At 69.9% G+C, this 15044-nt stretch carries 13 protein-coding genes; 8 read left to right on the plus strand and 5 right to left on the minus strand.

From position 1 onward, the window contains the following. Positions 1-19: 19 nt before the first annotated feature. On the minus strand, positions 20-754 hold the full coding sequence (ypfH, locus tag M0L44_RS08585; protein WP_252769219.1) for an esterase: 735 nt from the start codon (positions 752-754) through the stop codon (positions 20-22). Between the two features lie 75 nt (positions 755-829). Here ypfH and metG point away from each other — a divergent pair, with 75 nt between their 5' ends. Next, positions 830-2875: a methionine--tRNA ligase gene (gene metG, locus M0L44_RS08590; protein WP_252769221.1), complete on the plus strand. Its 2046-nt coding sequence runs from the start codon at positions 830-832 to the stop codon at positions 2873-2875. 18 nt (positions 2876-2893) lie between these two features. Here metG and M0L44_RS08595 read toward each other — a convergent pair whose 3' ends face one another. Next, positions 2894-3502: a DNA-3-methyladenine glycosylase I gene (locus tag M0L44_RS08595; protein ID WP_252769223.1), complete on the minus strand. Its 609-nt coding sequence runs from the start codon at positions 3500-3502 to the stop codon at positions 2894-2896. 194 nt (positions 3503-3696) lie between these two features. On the opposite strand from M0L44_RS08595, the gene M0L44_RS08600 reads away from it, so the two are divergent. Then, on the plus strand, positions 3697-5379 hold the full coding sequence (locus tag M0L44_RS08600) for a SulP family inorganic anion transporter (protein ID WP_252769224.1): 1683 nt from the start codon (positions 3697-3699) through the stop codon (positions 5377-5379). 6 nt (positions 5380-5385) lie between these two features. Here M0L44_RS08600 and M0L44_RS08605 read toward each other — a convergent pair whose 3' ends face one another. Continuing rightward, a complete protein-coding gene (locus tag M0L44_RS08605) occupies positions 5386-6921 on the minus strand; it encodes a CYTH and CHAD domain-containing protein (RefSeq protein ID WP_252769226.1) in 1536 nt (511 codons plus the stop codon). Positions 6922-6997: 76 nt separating this feature from the next. Here M0L44_RS08605 and M0L44_RS08610 point away from each other — a divergent pair, with 76 nt between their 5' ends. From M0L44_RS08610 to M0L44_RS08620, 3 genes are all read left to right on the plus strand, one after another. Continuing rightward, positions 6998-7762, plus strand: a complete 765-nt coding sequence (locus tag M0L44_RS08610) for a GNAT family N-acetyltransferase (RefSeq protein WP_252769228.1) — start codon at positions 6998-7000, stop codon at positions 7760-7762. A gap of 66 nt (positions 7763-7828) precedes the next feature. Next, positions 7829-8032: a DUF3460 family protein gene (locus M0L44_RS08615; protein ID WP_252769230.1), complete on the plus strand. Its 204-nt coding sequence runs from the start codon at positions 7829-7831 to the stop codon at positions 8030-8032. A 91-nt stretch (positions 8033-8123) separates the two neighbouring features. Beyond that, on the plus strand, positions 8124-8969 hold the full coding sequence (locus M0L44_RS08620) for a segregation and condensation protein A (RefSeq protein WP_252769307.1): 846 nt from the start codon (positions 8124-8126) through the stop codon (positions 8967-8969). A gap of 21 nt (positions 8970-8990) precedes the next feature. On the opposite strand, the gene M0L44_RS08625 is transcribed toward M0L44_RS08620, so the two are convergent. Both M0L44_RS08625 and M0L44_RS08630 read right to left on the minus strand, forming a co-directional pair. Then, positions 8991-9704 carry a LuxR C-terminal-related transcriptional regulator gene (locus M0L44_RS08625; protein ID WP_252769232.1) on the minus strand — a complete coding sequence of 238 codons (714 nt, stop codon included), beginning with the start codon at positions 9702-9704 and terminating at the stop codon, positions 8991-8993. A gap of 114 nt (positions 9705-9818) precedes the next feature. Then, a complete protein-coding gene (locus tag M0L44_RS08630; RefSeq protein WP_252769233.1) occupies positions 9819-10442 on the minus strand; it encodes a nucleotide-binding protein in 624 nt (207 codons plus the stop codon). Between the two features lie 43 nt (positions 10443-10485). Between M0L44_RS08630 and kefF the strand changes: the two genes are divergently transcribed. The 3 genes from kefF to M0L44_RS08645 all read left to right on the plus strand — a co-directional run bounded on the left by kefF (position 10486) and on the right by M0L44_RS08645 (position 15044). Continuing rightward, positions 10486-11097, plus strand: a complete 612-nt coding sequence (gene kefF, locus M0L44_RS08635; protein WP_252769234.1) for a glutathione-regulated potassium-efflux system oxidoreductase KefF — start codon at positions 10486-10488, stop codon at positions 11095-11097. After that, a complete protein-coding gene (gene kefC / locus M0L44_RS08640) occupies positions 11094-12962 on the plus strand; it encodes a glutathione-regulated potassium-efflux system protein KefC (RefSeq protein WP_252769235.1) in 1869 nt (622 codons plus the stop codon). The genes kefF and kefC overlap by 4 nt, the downstream gene beginning before the upstream one ends. Positions 12963-13073: 111 nt before the next feature. After that, complete coding sequence (locus M0L44_RS08645; protein WP_252769236.1) at positions 13074-15044, plus strand: aminotransferase class I/II-fold pyridoxal phosphate-dependent enzyme; 1971 nt, start codon at positions 13074-13076, stop codon at positions 15042-15044.

Here is a 15044-nt window from a genome sequence, read left to right on the forward strand (position 1 = left end):
ATTCGGGGGCTCTCTCGGTTCAGGGCACGCAGGCGCCGTCGTCATCGGCATCCTCGTCAGGCTGGCCCGCGCGGGGCCTCGCCGGCGCCGCGCCCAGGGCCTCGGCCCAGGTGCGGTGGGGAATGTGGCTGGTCAGCCGGTGCAGGGCGCATTGCAGCAGATGGCCATTGATTTCGTGACCCACGCCCTCGGCGATGTCGATGGTGGCGTCGCCCTGCAGGCCCGCCAGGCGCTCGATCGCGTCGCGTGCATGCTGGGCCGGGATCACCGGATCGGCTCCGCCGTGCAGAAAGTGCAGCGTGGTCAGGGCCGGTGCCGCCTCAGGCAGGGCGGCATAACGGCCCGAGAAGGACAACACCCGCCCGGCCAGGCCGTCGTGCAACTGCACCAGTTCCAGCGCCATGATGGCGCCCTGCGAGAAGCCGAAGATCGCGGTGGCGGCCGGCCCCACGCCCAGGCGTTCCTGGGTTTGGCGCAGCCAGTCGGCCAGGGCCGGCAAGGCCTCGGCCACCCGGGCCGGGCGGTTGTCTTCGGTCACCCCGGCGATGGAGAACCATTGCCGGGCCCGGCCGGAGGGGTCGACATCCAGCGGCTCGAAGCCATCCGGCGCCACGATGGCCGCTTGCGGAAAGGCACGCTGCAGCTGAGCCGCCAGCGGGGCCATGCCCTGGGCACTGTCGCCCACGCCGTGCAGCAGCACCATCAGCTGGGCCGGGTCGCCCTGGGCGGGCAGCCATTGCAGAGGGGTGTTCATATGCTCATTGTCCACGGGGTGAAGTATCCGGGTGCGGGATCCTAAAATGCCGGTTTCGACGCGAAACGCACTGACATGACCCGCAAGCTCTTCGTCACGACTGCCCTGCCCTACGCCAATGCGCCCTTCCACATCGGGCACATGATGGAGTACATCCAGGCCGACATCTGGGTGCGGTTCCAGCGCATGCAAGGGTCCGAGGTGCACTTCGTCGGCGCCGACGACGCCCACGGCGCGCCGATCATGATCGCCGCCGAGAAGGCCGGCATCACGCCGCAGCAGTTCGTGGCCCAGGTGGCCGCCGGCCGTCCGCAGTACTTGAACGGCTTCCACATCGCCTTCGACAACTGGCACTCCACCGACGGCCCGGAGAACCACCAGTTGGCCCAGGACATCTACCGCGCGCTGCGGGCCCACGAACTGATCGACGTGAAGACGATCGAGCAGTTCTTCGACCCGGACAAGGGCATGTTCCTGCCCGACCGCTTCATCAAGGGCGAGTGCCCCAAGTGCGGCGCGGCCGACCAGTACGGCGACTCCTGCGAGGTCTGCGGCGCCGTCTACGCCCCCACCGAGCTGAAGAAGCCCTACTCGGCCCTGTCGGGCGCCACCCCGGTGCTCAAGTCCTCGGACCACTACTTCTTCCGCCTCTCCGACCCGCGCTGCGTCGAGTTTCTGGAGCAGTGGACCCACACCCCCGGCCGCCTGCAGCCCGAGGTGCTCAACAAGATCAAGGAATGGTTCGCCAAGGACGACGAGGGCCAGGGTGGTCTGGGCGACTGGGACATCAGCCGCGACGCGCCCTACTTCGGCATCGAGATCCCCGACGCCCCGGGCAAGTACTTCTACGTCTGGCTGGACGCCCCCATCGGCTACCTGGCGTCCCTCAAGAACTACTTCGGCAAGAAGGGCATCGACTACGACGCCTTCTTCGCCGACCCGGCGGTGGAGCAGATCCACTTCATCGGCAAGGACATCACCTACTTCCACACCCTGTTCTGGCCGGCCATGCTGCACTTCAGCGGCCGCAAGACGCCCGACAAGATCAACGTGCACGGCTTCATCACCGTCAACGGCGGCCAGAAGATGAGCAAGAGCCGGGGCACCGGCATCAGCCCGCTGAAGTACCTGGAGCTGGGCATGCACCCCGAGTGGCTGCGCTACTACATCGCCGCCAAGCTCAACAGCCGGGTCGAGGACATCGACTTCAACCCCGAGGACTTCATGGCCCGGGTCAATTCCGACCTGGTGGGCAAGTACATCAACATCGCCTCCCGGGCGGCCGGCTTCATCGCCAAGCGCTTCGAGGGCCGGCTCTCGGCCGACCTGGGCGTGGAAGGCCGCAGCCTGCTGGACGCGCTGCGCGCCCAGCGCGCCGCCATCACCGAGCTCTACGAGGAGCGCGAGTACGGCAAGGCCCTGCGCGAGGTCATGGCCCTGGCCGACAAGGTCAACGAATACGTCGACACCCACAAGCCCTGGGAATTGGCCAAGCACCCCGAGCAGGCCGCGGTGCTGCACGACGTCTGCAGCACCTGCATCGAGGCCTTCCGCCTGCTGACCATCTACCTCAAGCCGGTACTGCCGGCCCTGGCCGAGAAGGTCGAAGCCTTCCTGCAGGTCGCACCGATGAACTTCGAGGACATCGGCCGCGCGCTGGGCGCCCACACCATCGGCACCTACCAGCACCTGATGCAGCGCGTCGACGCGCAGCTGCTCGACGAACTGCTGGCCCCGCCGCCGGCGCCCAAGCTCATCCCCGGCGGGGAGGAGCTGGCCCCCGAGATCAAGATCGACGACTTCAGCAAGGTCGACCTGCGCATCGCCAAGATCGTCAAGGCCGAGCCTGTGGAGGGCAGCGACAAGCTGCTGCGCCTGACCCTGGACGTGGGCGAAGGCCAGACCCGCAACGTCTTCAGCGGCATCAAGAGCGCCTACAAGCCCGAGGACCTGGAAGGCAAGCTGACCGTGATGGTGGCCAACCTGGCCCCGCGCAAGATGAAGTTCGGCCTCAGCGAGGGCATGGTGCTGGCCGCCAGCCACGCCGACGAGAAGGCCCACCCCGGCATCTTCGTGCTGGAGCCCTTCCCCGGCGCCCAGCCGGGCATGCGGGTTCGCTAAGCAGCCCGCCCCGCCGGCTCAGCCGGGCCGCTGGAAAGCGGCCCGCGCCCGTGCCACCTCGGCGCGGGTCACGCAGCCCTCGGCATGGTCGTTGACCAGGCCCATGGCCTGCATGAAGGCATAGACCGTGGTCGGGCCGACGAACTTCCAGCCCCGCTTCTTCAGGTCCTTGGACAGGGCGATCGACTCGGGCGAAACCGACACGGTCTGCGGCGAGGCCAGTGCATCGCCCACCGGTTCGTAGCCCCAGAAATAGGCCGCCAGCGAGCCGACCTCCTCGGCCAGGGCCTGGGCCCGGCCGGCGTTGTGGATCACCGCCTCGATCTTGCCGCGGTGGCGCACGATGCCGGCATCGGCCAGCAGCCGGGCCACGTCGGCCTCGCCATAGCGGGCCATGGCATGAAAGTCGAAGCCGTCGAAGGCGGCGCGGAAGTTCTCCCGCTTGGCCAGGATGGTGCGCCAGCTCAGGCCCGACTGGAACCCCTCCAGACACAGCTTCTCGAACAGGCGTCGGTCGTCCATCACCGGGTAGCCCCACTCGCGGTCGTGGTAGGCCAGGTATTCCGGCGTGGCCAGGCACCAGCGGCAGCGCGGTTGGCCATCGGATGCCATCTCGGTGGCGCTCATCGTGTCTTTCCCCCTTGTGAGGCGGTGGGGCGGGCGCGGACAATCACCCCCATGCCTCCCCCGCATGCCCACGAAGTGTCGCAGGTCCGCCGCCTCTCGCGGCGGCGCAGCTTCTTCGTGCGCCTGCACCACTGCGGTCCTCCGGCACAGGTCCTGACCGACCTGTGTTCCTTCCCTTCCCTTCCGGAGTTTCCATGCCGCTGGCCACCTTGCGGGCTGCCCTGCAGCCCTTCCGCCCCCGCGCCCTGACCGCACTGAAAGGGCTCAGCCGGGAGCAGCTCGTCGCCGACTTCGGCGCGGGCCTCACCGTGGGCATCGTCGCCCTGCCGCTGGCCATGGCCTTTGCCATCGCCTCCGGCGTCAAGCCCGAAGCCGGGCTGTTCACCGCCATCATCGCGGGCTTCCTGATCTCCGCCCTGGGCGGGTCCAACGTCCAGATCGGGGGCCCAGCCGGTGCCTTCATCGTCATCGTCTACGGCATCGTCGACCGCTACGGCTTGGCCAACCTGCTGATCGCCACCTCGCTGGCCGGCGTGCTGCTGTTCGCGATGGGCCTGTTCAAGCTCGGGGCGCTGGTGCGCTTCATCCCGGTGTCCATCGTGATCGGCTTCACCAACGGCATCGCGGTGCTGATCGGCCTGTCGCAGTTCAAGGACGCCCTGGGCCTGCCCATCGCCAAGATGCCGGGCGACTTCTTCGCCCAGCTGCGCACCCTGGCCGAGCACGCCGGACAGATCAACCCCTGGGCCCTGGCGCTGACCGGCGGCTGCCTGGCCCTGGTGGTCGTCTGGCCCAAGAGCTACACCATGCCAGTCGGCGTTCGCCTGGGCTGGCACCACCGCCTGCGGCGCGTGGCCGCCCACCTGCCCGGCACGGTGGTGGCGCTGGCGGGCGCCACGCTGCTCACCCGCGGGCTGCACCTGCCGGTGGAGACCATCGGCAGCCGCTTCGGCGGCATTCCCCAGGGCCTGCCGGGCTTCGAGCTGCCCGCCCTGTCCTGGGACAGTGCCAAGCAGCTGTTCATCCCGACCGTGACGATCGCCCTGCTGGGGTCCATTGAATCCCTGCTTTGCGCCCGGGTGGCCGACAACGCCGCCGACATCCCCCGCCATGACCCCAACCAGGAGCTGATGGCCCAGGGCGTGGCGAACTTCGTCAGCCCCTTCTTCGGCGGCATCCCGGCCACCGGCACCATCGCCCGCACCGTCACCAATGTGCGGGCCGGCGGTCGCACGCCGCTGGCGGGCATCGTCCATGCGGCCACCCTGCTGCTCATCGTGCTGGTGGCCGCGCCGCTGGCCGCGGGCATTCCGCTGGCGGCCATGGCCGGCATCCTGCTGTTCGTGGCCTGGAACATGGGCGAGTGGCGCGAGTTCGCCCGGCTGCGCCAGTTCCGCTGGCCCTACCGCCTGCTGCTGGTGGGCACCTTCGTGCTGACGGTGGTCTTCGACCTCACGGTCGCGGTGGAAGTGGGCCTGGTCTCGGCCTGCGCCTTCTTCATCGTGCGCATGGGCTCGCTGTTCCAGGTCCGGCCCAGCACGCCAGCGCAGGCCCCCGCCGGGGTGCAGGTGATGGAACTCTACGGCGCGCTGTTCTTCGGCGCGGTGGACAAGCTGGAGGACCTGCCGGCCCGGCTGCCCGAAGGCACCCAGCGCGTGGTGCTGGACCTGCACCGCCTGGTGGCGATGGACACCTCCGGCCTGGAGGCCCTGCACCAGCTGCAGCAGGCCCTGCAGCGGCGTGGCATCACGATGGACCTGGCCCGGGCCGCCGAAGCGCCGCTGTCGCTGCTGGAGCGCTCAGGCTTCGCCGACGAGCTGGGGCCGCTGCACCTGTGGCCCACCTTGGAAGCGGCGCTGGCCCCGGCCGGCCGCTGAAGGCGCTCAGTCCCAGGCGGCGTCGGTTCGACGCAAGGCCTGCAGGACCTGGTCACATCGCAACCCCTGGGTCTGGCGCTGAGCCTGCAGCCAGCCCACCGCCCACCAGGCCCGAGGCTCCTGCTCAGCCGCCTGGGCGAACAGGGCCTGTGCCAGCGCCTGGTCGTGCTCGGAGCCCAGGGCATCCTGGGCCTCGCGCAGCGCGGCCAGATGGCGGGCCAGCGCCTTGGCCGGCCACAGGCTGGCGCTCATCTCCAGCAGATAGCGCAGGCGCTTGACGCGCTTGCGCAAGCGGTGATGGGCCGCCTCGTCCAGGGCGGCATAGGCCTTGGCATCGCGCCGCACCTGCTTGTGCAGCGGCGCCAGGCAGGCCCGCATCCAGCGCCGCAGCGAAGGCCGGTCCGCGGTCCCGGCAGGCAGCCCCCCCGGGGTCTGGACAAAGGCCAGCAGGGCGATCAGCAGTCGGGTGAAGCCGGGGTGGCGCAGTTCGGCCCCCACGTCCACGTCCGCACCGGTGGGCTGCAAGGCGTCCGTCCAAGGGGCGCCGGCCGCCTGCAGCGCCGGCAGCAGGCCCTGGGCCAGGGCGTCGCGGTCGCGCTGCAGGCCCAGTCGGCGGAAGACCTCGGCCAGCGCGGCCTCCCAGGCCGGGTCGGCCTGCAGGCCCGCGGCCTCAGGGGGCACCAGCACGCGCAGCACGGTGCGCAGCCGGCGCAGGCCGATGCGGCACTGGCGCAGGTACTCGTCCCGCTCGCCCAGCGCCGGCAGCGCCGCATCGGCCAGCACGGCGGCATTGGCCAAGACCTGGCCCAGGGCCGCCCGCAGCAAGGACTGCAGGGCACGTTCAGGCCGCTGGCTGTTGCGCAGCACAGGCGCCTCACCCCGCGCCGGCGGCGAGGCCCAGCGCCCGGCCGCCAGCAGGTGGCCACGCTCGGCCTTGCTGCGCACATCCAGCCACAGACCGTGGCGGTCCACCCAGCGCCGGGCCAGGGCCAGCAGATCGGCCGGCTCGCCCTGCACCAGCTCGAACTCCAGTTCGCACACCGGCCATTCGCGCCCGCCCGCCCGGATCATGCCGACATCGAAGGCCAGCTCCACCCGGGCGCCCCCGGGCAGGCGGACCACCCGGCTCAGACGCTGGATATCGGTCTCGAAATGCACCGCCAGGCCCTGTGCCTGCCCATCGCCCGCCAGCACGCCGATGCCCAGGGCGCGGGCCAGGGCAGCGGCCGCGGGCGTGTCGGCATGGCGCGCCAGATCCGGGTCCGGCGGCAGCTCGCCACCGGGCAACACCACCTCGTGCTCCAGCCGCTGCATCGGGTTGTCGCCCTCGGCCTTGAAGGTCTGCACCCAGTGGGCGCCTTCGTCACGCAGGCGCAGCGCGGCCCGCGCCCGCGCCAGGCGGCGGTCCGGCGTGTCCAGGTAGCGGGCCCGCAACCGCTGCCGACGGGCCTGGGCCGTGCCCACGGCGCGACGCACCGCGGCCTCGGCGCCCGCTGGCACCTGGAACTTCAATTCGATCTCGAACACGGTCAGGCCCCTCATGCAGCAGAAAACAGGCTGCAGCAGATTCTGCCCGCAGCGCCAGGCAGGCGCGATGACAGTGACCTACCATCGACCCATGGCGCCCCCCGACCCCGCAGCACCGATCGACCTGCCCACCTGGGCCGCCCTGGAAGCCGCCGCCTGGGCCGCCTGGCCCGCACTGTCCGAAGCCGACCATGCCGGCTGGCGGCTGCGCACGGCCCAGGGCTACACCAAGCGTGCCAACTCGGCCAATGCTGACCTGTCGGCACAGGCCCTGGCGGCGCACGATCTGGATGCCATCGAGGCCCATTACGCTGGGCAGGGCCTGCCGGCCATCTTCCGGCTGACCGAGCCCGGCCCCCAACCCGCCCTGGACGCCACGCTGGCGCAGCGCGGGTACCGGCGGGTGGACCCGTCGCTGGTGCTCTGGCGTCCACTCGGTCCCGCAGACAGCGGCGGCCCCGCCCCCGCCACCCGGCCCTGGGCCGATTGGCTGGCAGCCTTCCAGTCCGTGTCCGGCAAGCTGGGCCCGGGTCAGGCCACCCACCTGGCCATGCTGCAATCCATCACGGATGCCTGTGCACCGACGGTGTGGCCCGCCCATGACCCGCGCAGCGTCGGTCTGGCGGTGCGGCACCAGGGCTGGGCCGGCCTGTTCGATGTGGCCACCGCGCCCGACGCCCGCCGACAGGGCCTGGCCCGTGCGCTGTGCCAGCAACTGCTGGGCTGGGCTGCGGCCCAGGGCGCCCACCACGCCTACCTGCAGGTGGTGGAGGCCAACACCGCAGCCCGCACGCTCTACGCCCAGCTGGGCTTCGTGACGGCCTACCGCTACTGGTACCGGGTGAAGGCCAGCTGACACCGCGCCCCGCTAGAATCCGGGCTTCCTGCCGACACTGAAGGCGCGCGAGCGCCCGTTCCTGCCATGCCGCTGTTCTGGAAGCCCTACAAGTCCGAGATCACCCAGTTCATCGACGAGCTCAAGACCAAGCGCCCGTCGCTGGAGGCCGAGCAGCGTGCCGGCCGTGGCCTGCTGTGGGACCGCCCGCAGGACCGCGAGGCCGAGGCCGAGTTCAAGGCTTCCCGCGTGGCTCAGCAGCCCTACGTCTACCAGACCCACGGCCACTGAGCCGTGTGGCCCAACGCGGGCTGACGTGAACGAGCCGCTCCCCGACGCCCTCCCGCCCGAGTTGCCCGAACCGCCCATCCCTTCGGAGGCGATGGGGCCGGTCACCGAGCTGCCGCCGCCGGTGGCGCCCGAGGTGGACACCCCCGCCATGGTGGATGGGGTGGCGGTGGCCCGCCTGTACGGCGAACCGCTGTTCGCCCTGCCCAACGACCTCTACATCCCGCCGGATGCGCTGGAGGTCTTCCTGGAGGCCTTCCAGGGGCCGCTGGATCTACTGCTCTACCTGATCCGCAAGCAGAACTTCAACATCCTCGACATCCCGATGGCGGATGTCACGCGGCAGTATCTGACCTATGTGGATCAGATCCGGGCGCACAACCTCGAACTGGCGGCCGACTATCTGCTGATGGCGGCCATGCTCATCGAGATCAAGTCGCGCATGCTGCTGCCCCCCAAGCCCAGCGAGAACGGCGAAGAGGCCGAGGATCCGCGGGCCGAGTTGGTGCGCCGGCTGCTCGAATACGAGCAGATGAAGCTGGCCGCGGCCCGTCTGGACAGCCTGCCGGTGATGGGGCGCGATTTCCTGCGGGCGCAGGTCCATGTCGAGCAGTCCATCCAGACCCGCTTTCCAGAAGTCTCGCTGGTCGACATCCAGGAGGCCTGGCGCGACATCCTGCGGCGCGCCAAGCTCAACCAGCACCACCGCATCACGCGCGAGCAGCTCTCGGTGCGCGAGTACATGAGTGTGGTGCTGCGCCGCCTGCAGGGCGAGCGCTTCGTCGAGTTCCAGGACCTGTTCGACGTGAGCCAGGGCTCGCCGGTGGTGGTGGTGACCTTCATCGCGATGCTGGAACTGGCCCGCGAGCGCCTGCTTGAGATCACCCAGGCCGAAGCCTTCGCGCCGATCTACGTGCGCCTGGCTTACCAGCCCACCTGAGGTCTGGCGCCGCGGCGCGGCTCAGCGCAGGGGCGTGACCGCGGCCGGCCCGTTGCGCTTGGCGCCCAGCTGACTGACCGCCAGCACCGCCTGCGTGCGCGAATTCACCCCCAGGGCCCGCAGCACGGCCTGCACATGGTCCTTCACCGTCTCCACGGACAGCCCCAGGCGCCGGGCGATTTCCTTGTTGGGCTTGCCCTGCAAGAGCAGGCTCAGCACATCAGCCTGACGAGGGGTCAGCCCCAGCGTCTCGAAGGAAGGCAGGGTCTGGTAAGGCACCGCCTCACCATGACCGGTGCCTGCGGCAGGCTGGAGCGAGGTCCGGGTGGACAGGGGATCGGGCAGTCCCATGGGCGGCACGAAGATGCCCCCGTCCAGGATCAACCGCAGCGCATCGGCCAGGGCGCCGGTGCTCATCCGCTTGGGCAGGTAGCCACAGGCGCCCAGATCGATGGACTGGATGACATCGGCTGCGTGGTCGGTGGCAGAGGACACCACCACGGGCACCTCGGGGTGGTTGATCCGCAGTTCGGCCAGCAGGGCATAGCCCTCACCGGGCGCGCCCAGTTGGAGATCCAGCAGCACCAGACCGCAGGCGCCACCGTGGGCCATGGCCTCCCTCAGTTCGGCGGGCGTGCAGACGTTGCGCACCGTGACCCCCGGCCGGATGTCTTCCAGCAACGCCTGGAAGGCCCAGAGGATCAGGGGATGGTTGTCAGCCAACAGGATATGCATGGCTCCCAGCGTGGGCAGCAGCGCAACTGCGCATGCGCCCGAAGTTGTTGTTGTGCCCTCAGTGTAAGGAAACACACGTCAACACGCATCCATCTCCCGGCGGGTCTGGGGAACTCAGCGGTCCTGGCACCACTGCAGCAAGGGGCCCCATTGATCCAGGTCACGTTCGACCCGACTGGGTGTCACGTCCCAGAGCGTCAGCCCGTGGGCTGCCAGATGCACGTAGTTCTGGGTGTCTCGCAGCGTGGCCACCAGCGGCGCCTTCAGCGTGGCCAGGAACTCCTGCAGACGGTCCTGGGCGATGGTGTGGTCCTTGACCCGCATGCCCACCAGGCCGATCTGGACCCTCTTGGTCAACTCGAGCTCGGCCATCTCCTGGAGGAAACCGTGGATGGCCTGGATGTCGAACAGGCTGGGCTGCAGGGGAATCAGCAGGCGATCGACCTGGGCCATCACGGCCCTGAGCTTCTTGCCGTGCAGGCCCGCCGGGGTGTCCACCACCGCCCGATCCACCCCCTTGGGCGGGGAGGCCAGGTCACCGGCATCGTCCAGCCGCCAGCCCTGGATGGGGCGGGCGGCGGCGGGCCGCAGGTCCAGCCACTGGCGGGCCGACTGCTGTCGGTCCAAGTCCCCCAGGGCCACCGTGTGCCCCCGCTGCACCAGGGCACCGGCCAGGTTGGTGGCCAGCGTGCTCTTGCCCACCCCGCCCTTGGGATTGGCGATCGCAATGACCTGCATCGTGACTCCTCCGTGCTGCAAACCAAGGTATGGTAGCGACAGCATGGCCGAAATCGTTGTCCTCACCGCCCATCCCCGACTGGAGCATTCCCGCGTCAACCAGGCCCTGCTGCAGGCCGCCCAGGACCTCCCGCCCGAACGGGTCCAGCTGCGCGACCTGTACGCGCTATACCCCGACTACCTGATCGACGTCGCCGCCGAACGCGCGGCGCTGGCCGGGGCCCGGCTGGTGGTGTGGCAGTTCCCCTTCCACTGGTACAGCATGCCGCCCCTGCTCAAGCTCTGGCTGGACGAGGTGTTCGGCTTCGGCTGGGCCTACGGCATGGGTGGCGCCGCGCTGGAGGGCAAGGACCTGTGGCTGGTGGTGAGCACCGGCGGCGTCGAAGCCGCCTACCACCCGGCCGGCCAGAACCAGCACTTCATCGACGACTTCTGGCCCCCGATGGCGCAGACGGCCCGGGTGGCCGGCATGCGCTTTCTGCCGCCGCTGGTGCTGCATGGCGCCCACCGGGTCAGCGACGAGGCCGTGCGGGAACACGCCGCCCTGTTCGCGGACCGCCTGGCCCGCTACCCCGCCTGGCCCGAGCTGGAGGACCTGCCGCCCGAAGCCGGCTGCGAGGTGCCCGACGACGACCGCCCCCACCGCAAGCCATGACCGCTGCCGACGCCCTGCCCCACGCCGCCACCACGCTCGGCCACGGCTGGCTGCTGCAAAGCCTGGTCTATCTGGGCGCCGCCGTGCTGGCCGTGCCGCTGGCCCGGCTGGCCGGCCTGGGCGCCATCATCGGCTACCTGGCCGCCGGCATCCTGATCGGCCCCTGGGGCCTGGCCCTGGTGACCGATGCCCAGGACATGCTGCACTTCGCCGAATTCGGTGTGGTGCTGATGCTCTTCCTGGTGGGGCTGGAACTGGAGCCGCGCCGGCTCTGGGCCCTGCGCCGCCCCATCTTCGGCTGGGGCAGCGTGCAGTTGCTGGCCTCGGCCGCGCTGATGACCGGCGTGGCCATGCTGGCCGGGGTGGACTGGCACCTGGGCCTGGTGGTCGCACTGGGCCTGGCCCTGTCCTCCACCGCCATCGGCCTGGGCGTGCTGGCCGAGCGCAACCTCACCAGCACCACCTCCGGCCACAGCGTGCTGAGCGTGGCCCTGCTGCAGGACATCGCGGCCATCCCCATCCTGGCCATCGTGCCGCTGATGGCCGGCCAGCATCAGGCGGGCCAGGGCTGGGTGGGGGCGCTGAAGGCCGTCGCCGTCATCGCCGGCATCGTGCTGGGCGGCCGCCTGCTGCTGCGCCCGGCCCTGCGCTGGATCGCCCGCAGCAGGACACCCGAGATCTTCACCGCCGCCGCGCTGCTGCTGGTGGTGGCCACCGCCGCGCTGATGGAAGCGGTGGGCCTGTCGATGGCCCTGGGCGCCTTCCTGGCCGGCGTGCTGCTGGCCGAAAGCGAATACCGCCGCGAGCTGGAAACCGACCTGGAGCCCTTCAAGGGCCTGCTGCTGGGCCTGTTCTTCATCGCGGTGGGCATGAGCATCGATTTCTCGGTCGTGCTGCACCGGCCCTTCATCGTGCTGCTGCTGGTGGTGGCGGTGCTGGGGCTCAAAGCCCTGGTGCTGTGGGTGATGGCCCGGGTGATGCCCATTCCCCTGGGCGAGCGACCGGTCTTCATCGTGCTGCTGGCCCAGGGCGGCGAGTTCGGCTTCGTGGTCTTCCAGGCGGCCCAGCAGCGCGGCGTGATCGACGCGCGCACCGCCTCGCTGCTGATCGCGGTGGTGGCCATGACCATGCTGCTCACCCCGCTGCTGCTGCTGGTGGCCGACCGGGTGGCGACGCGCCGCGCGGCCTGCCAGCCGGACCAGGCGCCGCTGAGTGAGTTGAGCGAGGAGCAGGACGCGCCAGTGATCATCGCGGGCTTTGGCCGCTACGGCCAGATCGTCGGCCGCCTGCTCTACGCCAGCGGCCTCAAGGCCACGGTGCTGGAACACGATGCCGACCAGGTCGAGAGCCTGCGCAAGTTCGGCTGGCGGGTCTTTTATGGCGATGCCCGGCGCCTGGACCTGCTGCGCATGGCCGGGGCCGACAAGGCCACGACGCTGGTGGTGGCGGTGGACGACATGGCCCAGTGCCTGGAGATCGTCGACATGGCCCGCGAACATTTCCCCCAGCTCATCCTGGTGGTGCGGGCCCGCAATGCGCAGCACTGGTTCGAGTTGCACCGGCGCGGCGTGCAGCACATCGAACGTGAGACCCTCGATTCGGCCTTGATGAGCGGGCGCAGCGTGCTGGAGACCCTGGGCTTTCGGCCCTACCAGGCCCGCACCCTGGCCCAGCGCTTTCGGCGCCACAGCATCGCGCAGCTGCAGGAGTCGGCGCCGCACTTCGGTGACGAGGCCCGGCTGCTGGCCATGGCCAAGGCCGGTCGTCAGCAGCTGGAGACCCTGTTCGCCCAGGAACGCGAGGCCCTGCTGCAGGCCCGGCGGCATGCCGCCACCGAGGGCGACAACCCCGGGACAACCCCCTAGGCCAGCGCCTGCTTGCCGAATCTTTCTCGGTCGCTCGCTCGCTACACTGGCTGTTTGCCCTGTGACCCATGGTGGGTCCCCGGGGTCGTTCTATTGCAGGAGTCGCCTCTCATGAAGCCCGTCACGCAGGTGCTGGTGGTCAGCGCCGATGAAGCCTGGCGCGAGGCCGTGGTCGGGGGGCTCAACGCCGCCGCCGAGCGGCTGGACAACCCCTACGGCCTGCGGGCCCTGAGCTGCCCCTGCGACGAACAGGCTCTGCAGGCGGTGCTGTCCACCGAGACCAAGGGCGCCGACCTGCAGGTGGTGCTGATCGACCACGGCGAGCGCAACGCCGACACCCGCCAGCGCGAACGCGCGGTGCGCACCGCCCAGCAGATCATCGAAGCCCGCCCCGAGCTGTCGCTTTACATGCTGCTGGAAGACGACAGCGACAAGCTGCTGGTCGAGCAGCTGGCCAGCGATGCAGTGGACGGCTACTTCTTTCGCAGCGAGCTGGACTTCCACGGCTGGTTCCGCATCCTGGCCGCCGAGGTGGCCGAGAAGGCCGACACCCCGTTCTACGACGCGCTGCGCGACTACGTGGCCCAGGCCAAGGACAGCTGGCACACGCCCGGCCACGGCGGTGGCGACTCCTTCAAGGGCAGCCCCTGGGTGGGCGACTTCTACGACTTCGTCGGCGAGGAGATGCTGCGCGCCGACCTCTCGGTCAGCGTGCCGGAACTCGATTCGCTGCTGCACCCGACCGGCGTCATCGCCCAGAGCCAGCGCCTGGCGGCCAAGGCCTTCGGGGCGCGCAAGACCTACTTCGCCACCAACGGCACCAGCACCTCCAACAAGGTGATCTTCCAGAGCCTGCTGGCCCCGGGCGACACCCTTCTGCTGGACCGCAACTGCCACAAGAGCGTGCACCACGGGGTGATCCTCTCGGGCGCGCGGCCGGTCTACCTGGACAGCTCGGTCAACCGCCACTTCGGCCTGTTCGGCCCGGTGCCGCAATCCACCATCCGCGCGGCCATCGACGCGCACCCCGAAGCCAAGGTGCTGATCCTCACCAGCTGCACCTACGACGGCCTGCGCTACGACCTGAAACCCATCATCGCGCTGGCCCATGCCGCAGGCATCAAGGTCATCGTCGACGAGGCCTGGTACGGCCATGCGCGCTTCCACCCCGAGCTGCGGCCCACCGCGCTGGAATGCGGCGCCGACTACGCCACCCAGAGCACACACAAGGTGTTGTCGGCCTTCTCGCAGGCCAGCATGATCCACGTGAACGACCCGTGCTTCGACGAGCACCTGTTCCGCGAGAACTTCAACATGCACGCCTCGACCAGCCCGCAGTACACGCTGATCGCCAGCCTGGACGTGGCGCGCAAGCAGGCGGTGATGGAGGGCTACCGGCTGCTGGACCGCTCGCTGCGCTACGCCCGCGAGCTGCGCGAGAAGATCAACGCCACCGGCGCCTTTCGCGTGCTGGAGCTGGACGACCTGCTGCCCGCCGAGGTGAAGGACGACGGCATCCGCCTGGACCCGACCAAGCTGACCATCGACATCTCGGCCAGCGGCTGGAGCGCAGACGAGTTGCGTGACGAGCTGATCAACCGCTACAACATCCAGGTCGAGAAGAACACGCACAACACGCTGACGCTGCTGCTGACCATCGGCACCACGCGCAGCAAGGTCTCGCGCCTGTTCGACGCCATGCTGCGCCTGGCCAAGGACCGCCGCCCGCCGCTGACCTACGGCCGCATGCCCGAGGCACCGCGCTTCACCCGTCTGGCCTGCCTGCCGCGCGACGCCTTCTACGAGGCCGGCGAGAAGCTGCCGGTGCTGGACGACAGCGGCCTGCCCAACGCGGCCCTCAACGGCCGCGTCTGCTGCGACCAGATCGTGCCCTACCCGCCGGGCATCCCGGTGCTGGTGCCCGGCCAGGTCATCGAGCCGGCCATCATCGCCTACCTGGCGCGCCTGCTGCAGACGCAGAAGAGCATCGAACTGCACGGTCTGGCCCTGCACGATGGCGAATGGCATCTGCGGGTGCTGAAGACCGAGGAACTGGTGGCCCTGCCGACGCTGGCCAGCTGA

The organism is Ideonella oryzae, from assembly GCF_024055665.1.
Taxonomy (GTDB): domain Bacteria; phylum Pseudomonadota; class Gammaproteobacteria; order Burkholderiales; family Burkholderiaceae_C; genus Ideonella; species Ideonella oryzae.

Coding starts and splice junctions, on each gene's coding strand:
- ypfH (WP_252769219.1), bottom strand. CDS start 754: ATGAACACCCCTCTGCAATGGCTGCCCGCCCAGGGCGACCCGGCCCAG.
- metG (WP_252769221.1), top strand. CDS start 830: ATGACCCGCAAGCTCTTCGTCACGACTGCCCTGCCCTACGCCAATGCG.
- M0L44_RS08595 (WP_252769223.1), bottom strand. CDS start 3,502: ATGAGCGCCACCGAGATGGCATCCGATGGCCAACCGCGCTGCCGCTGG.
- M0L44_RS08600 (WP_252769224.1), top strand. CDS start 3,697: ATGCCGCTGGCCACCTTGCGGGCTGCCCTGCAGCCCTTCCGCCCCCGC.
- M0L44_RS08605 (WP_252769226.1), bottom strand. CDS start 6,921: ATGAGGGGCCTGACCGTGTTCGAGATCGAATTGAAGTTCCAGGTGCCA.
- M0L44_RS08610 (WP_252769228.1), top strand. CDS start 6,998: ATGGCGCCCCCCGACCCCGCAGCACCGATCGACCTGCCCACCTGGGCC.
- M0L44_RS08615 (WP_252769230.1), top strand. CDS start 7,829: ATGCCGCTGTTCTGGAAGCCCTACAAGTCCGAGATCACCCAGTTCATC.
- M0L44_RS08620 (WP_252769307.1), top strand. CDS start 8,124: ATGGGGCCGGTCACCGAGCTGCCGCCGCCGGTGGCGCCCGAGGTGGAC.
- M0L44_RS08625 (WP_252769232.1), bottom strand. CDS start 9,704: ATGCATATCCTGTTGGCTGACAACCATCCCCTGATCCTCTGGGCCTTC.
- M0L44_RS08630 (WP_252769233.1), bottom strand. CDS start 10,442: ATGCAGGTCATTGCGATCGCCAATCCCAAGGGCGGGGTGGGCAAGAGC.
- kefF (WP_252769234.1), top strand. CDS start 10,486: ATGGCCGAAATCGTTGTCCTCACCGCCCATCCCCGACTGGAGCATTCC.
- kefC (WP_252769235.1), top strand. CDS start 11,094: ATGACCGCTGCCGACGCCCTGCCCCACGCCGCCACCACGCTCGGCCAC.
- M0L44_RS08645 (WP_252769236.1), top strand. CDS start 13,074: ATGAAGCCCGTCACGCAGGTGCTGGTGGTCAGCGCCGATGAAGCCTGG.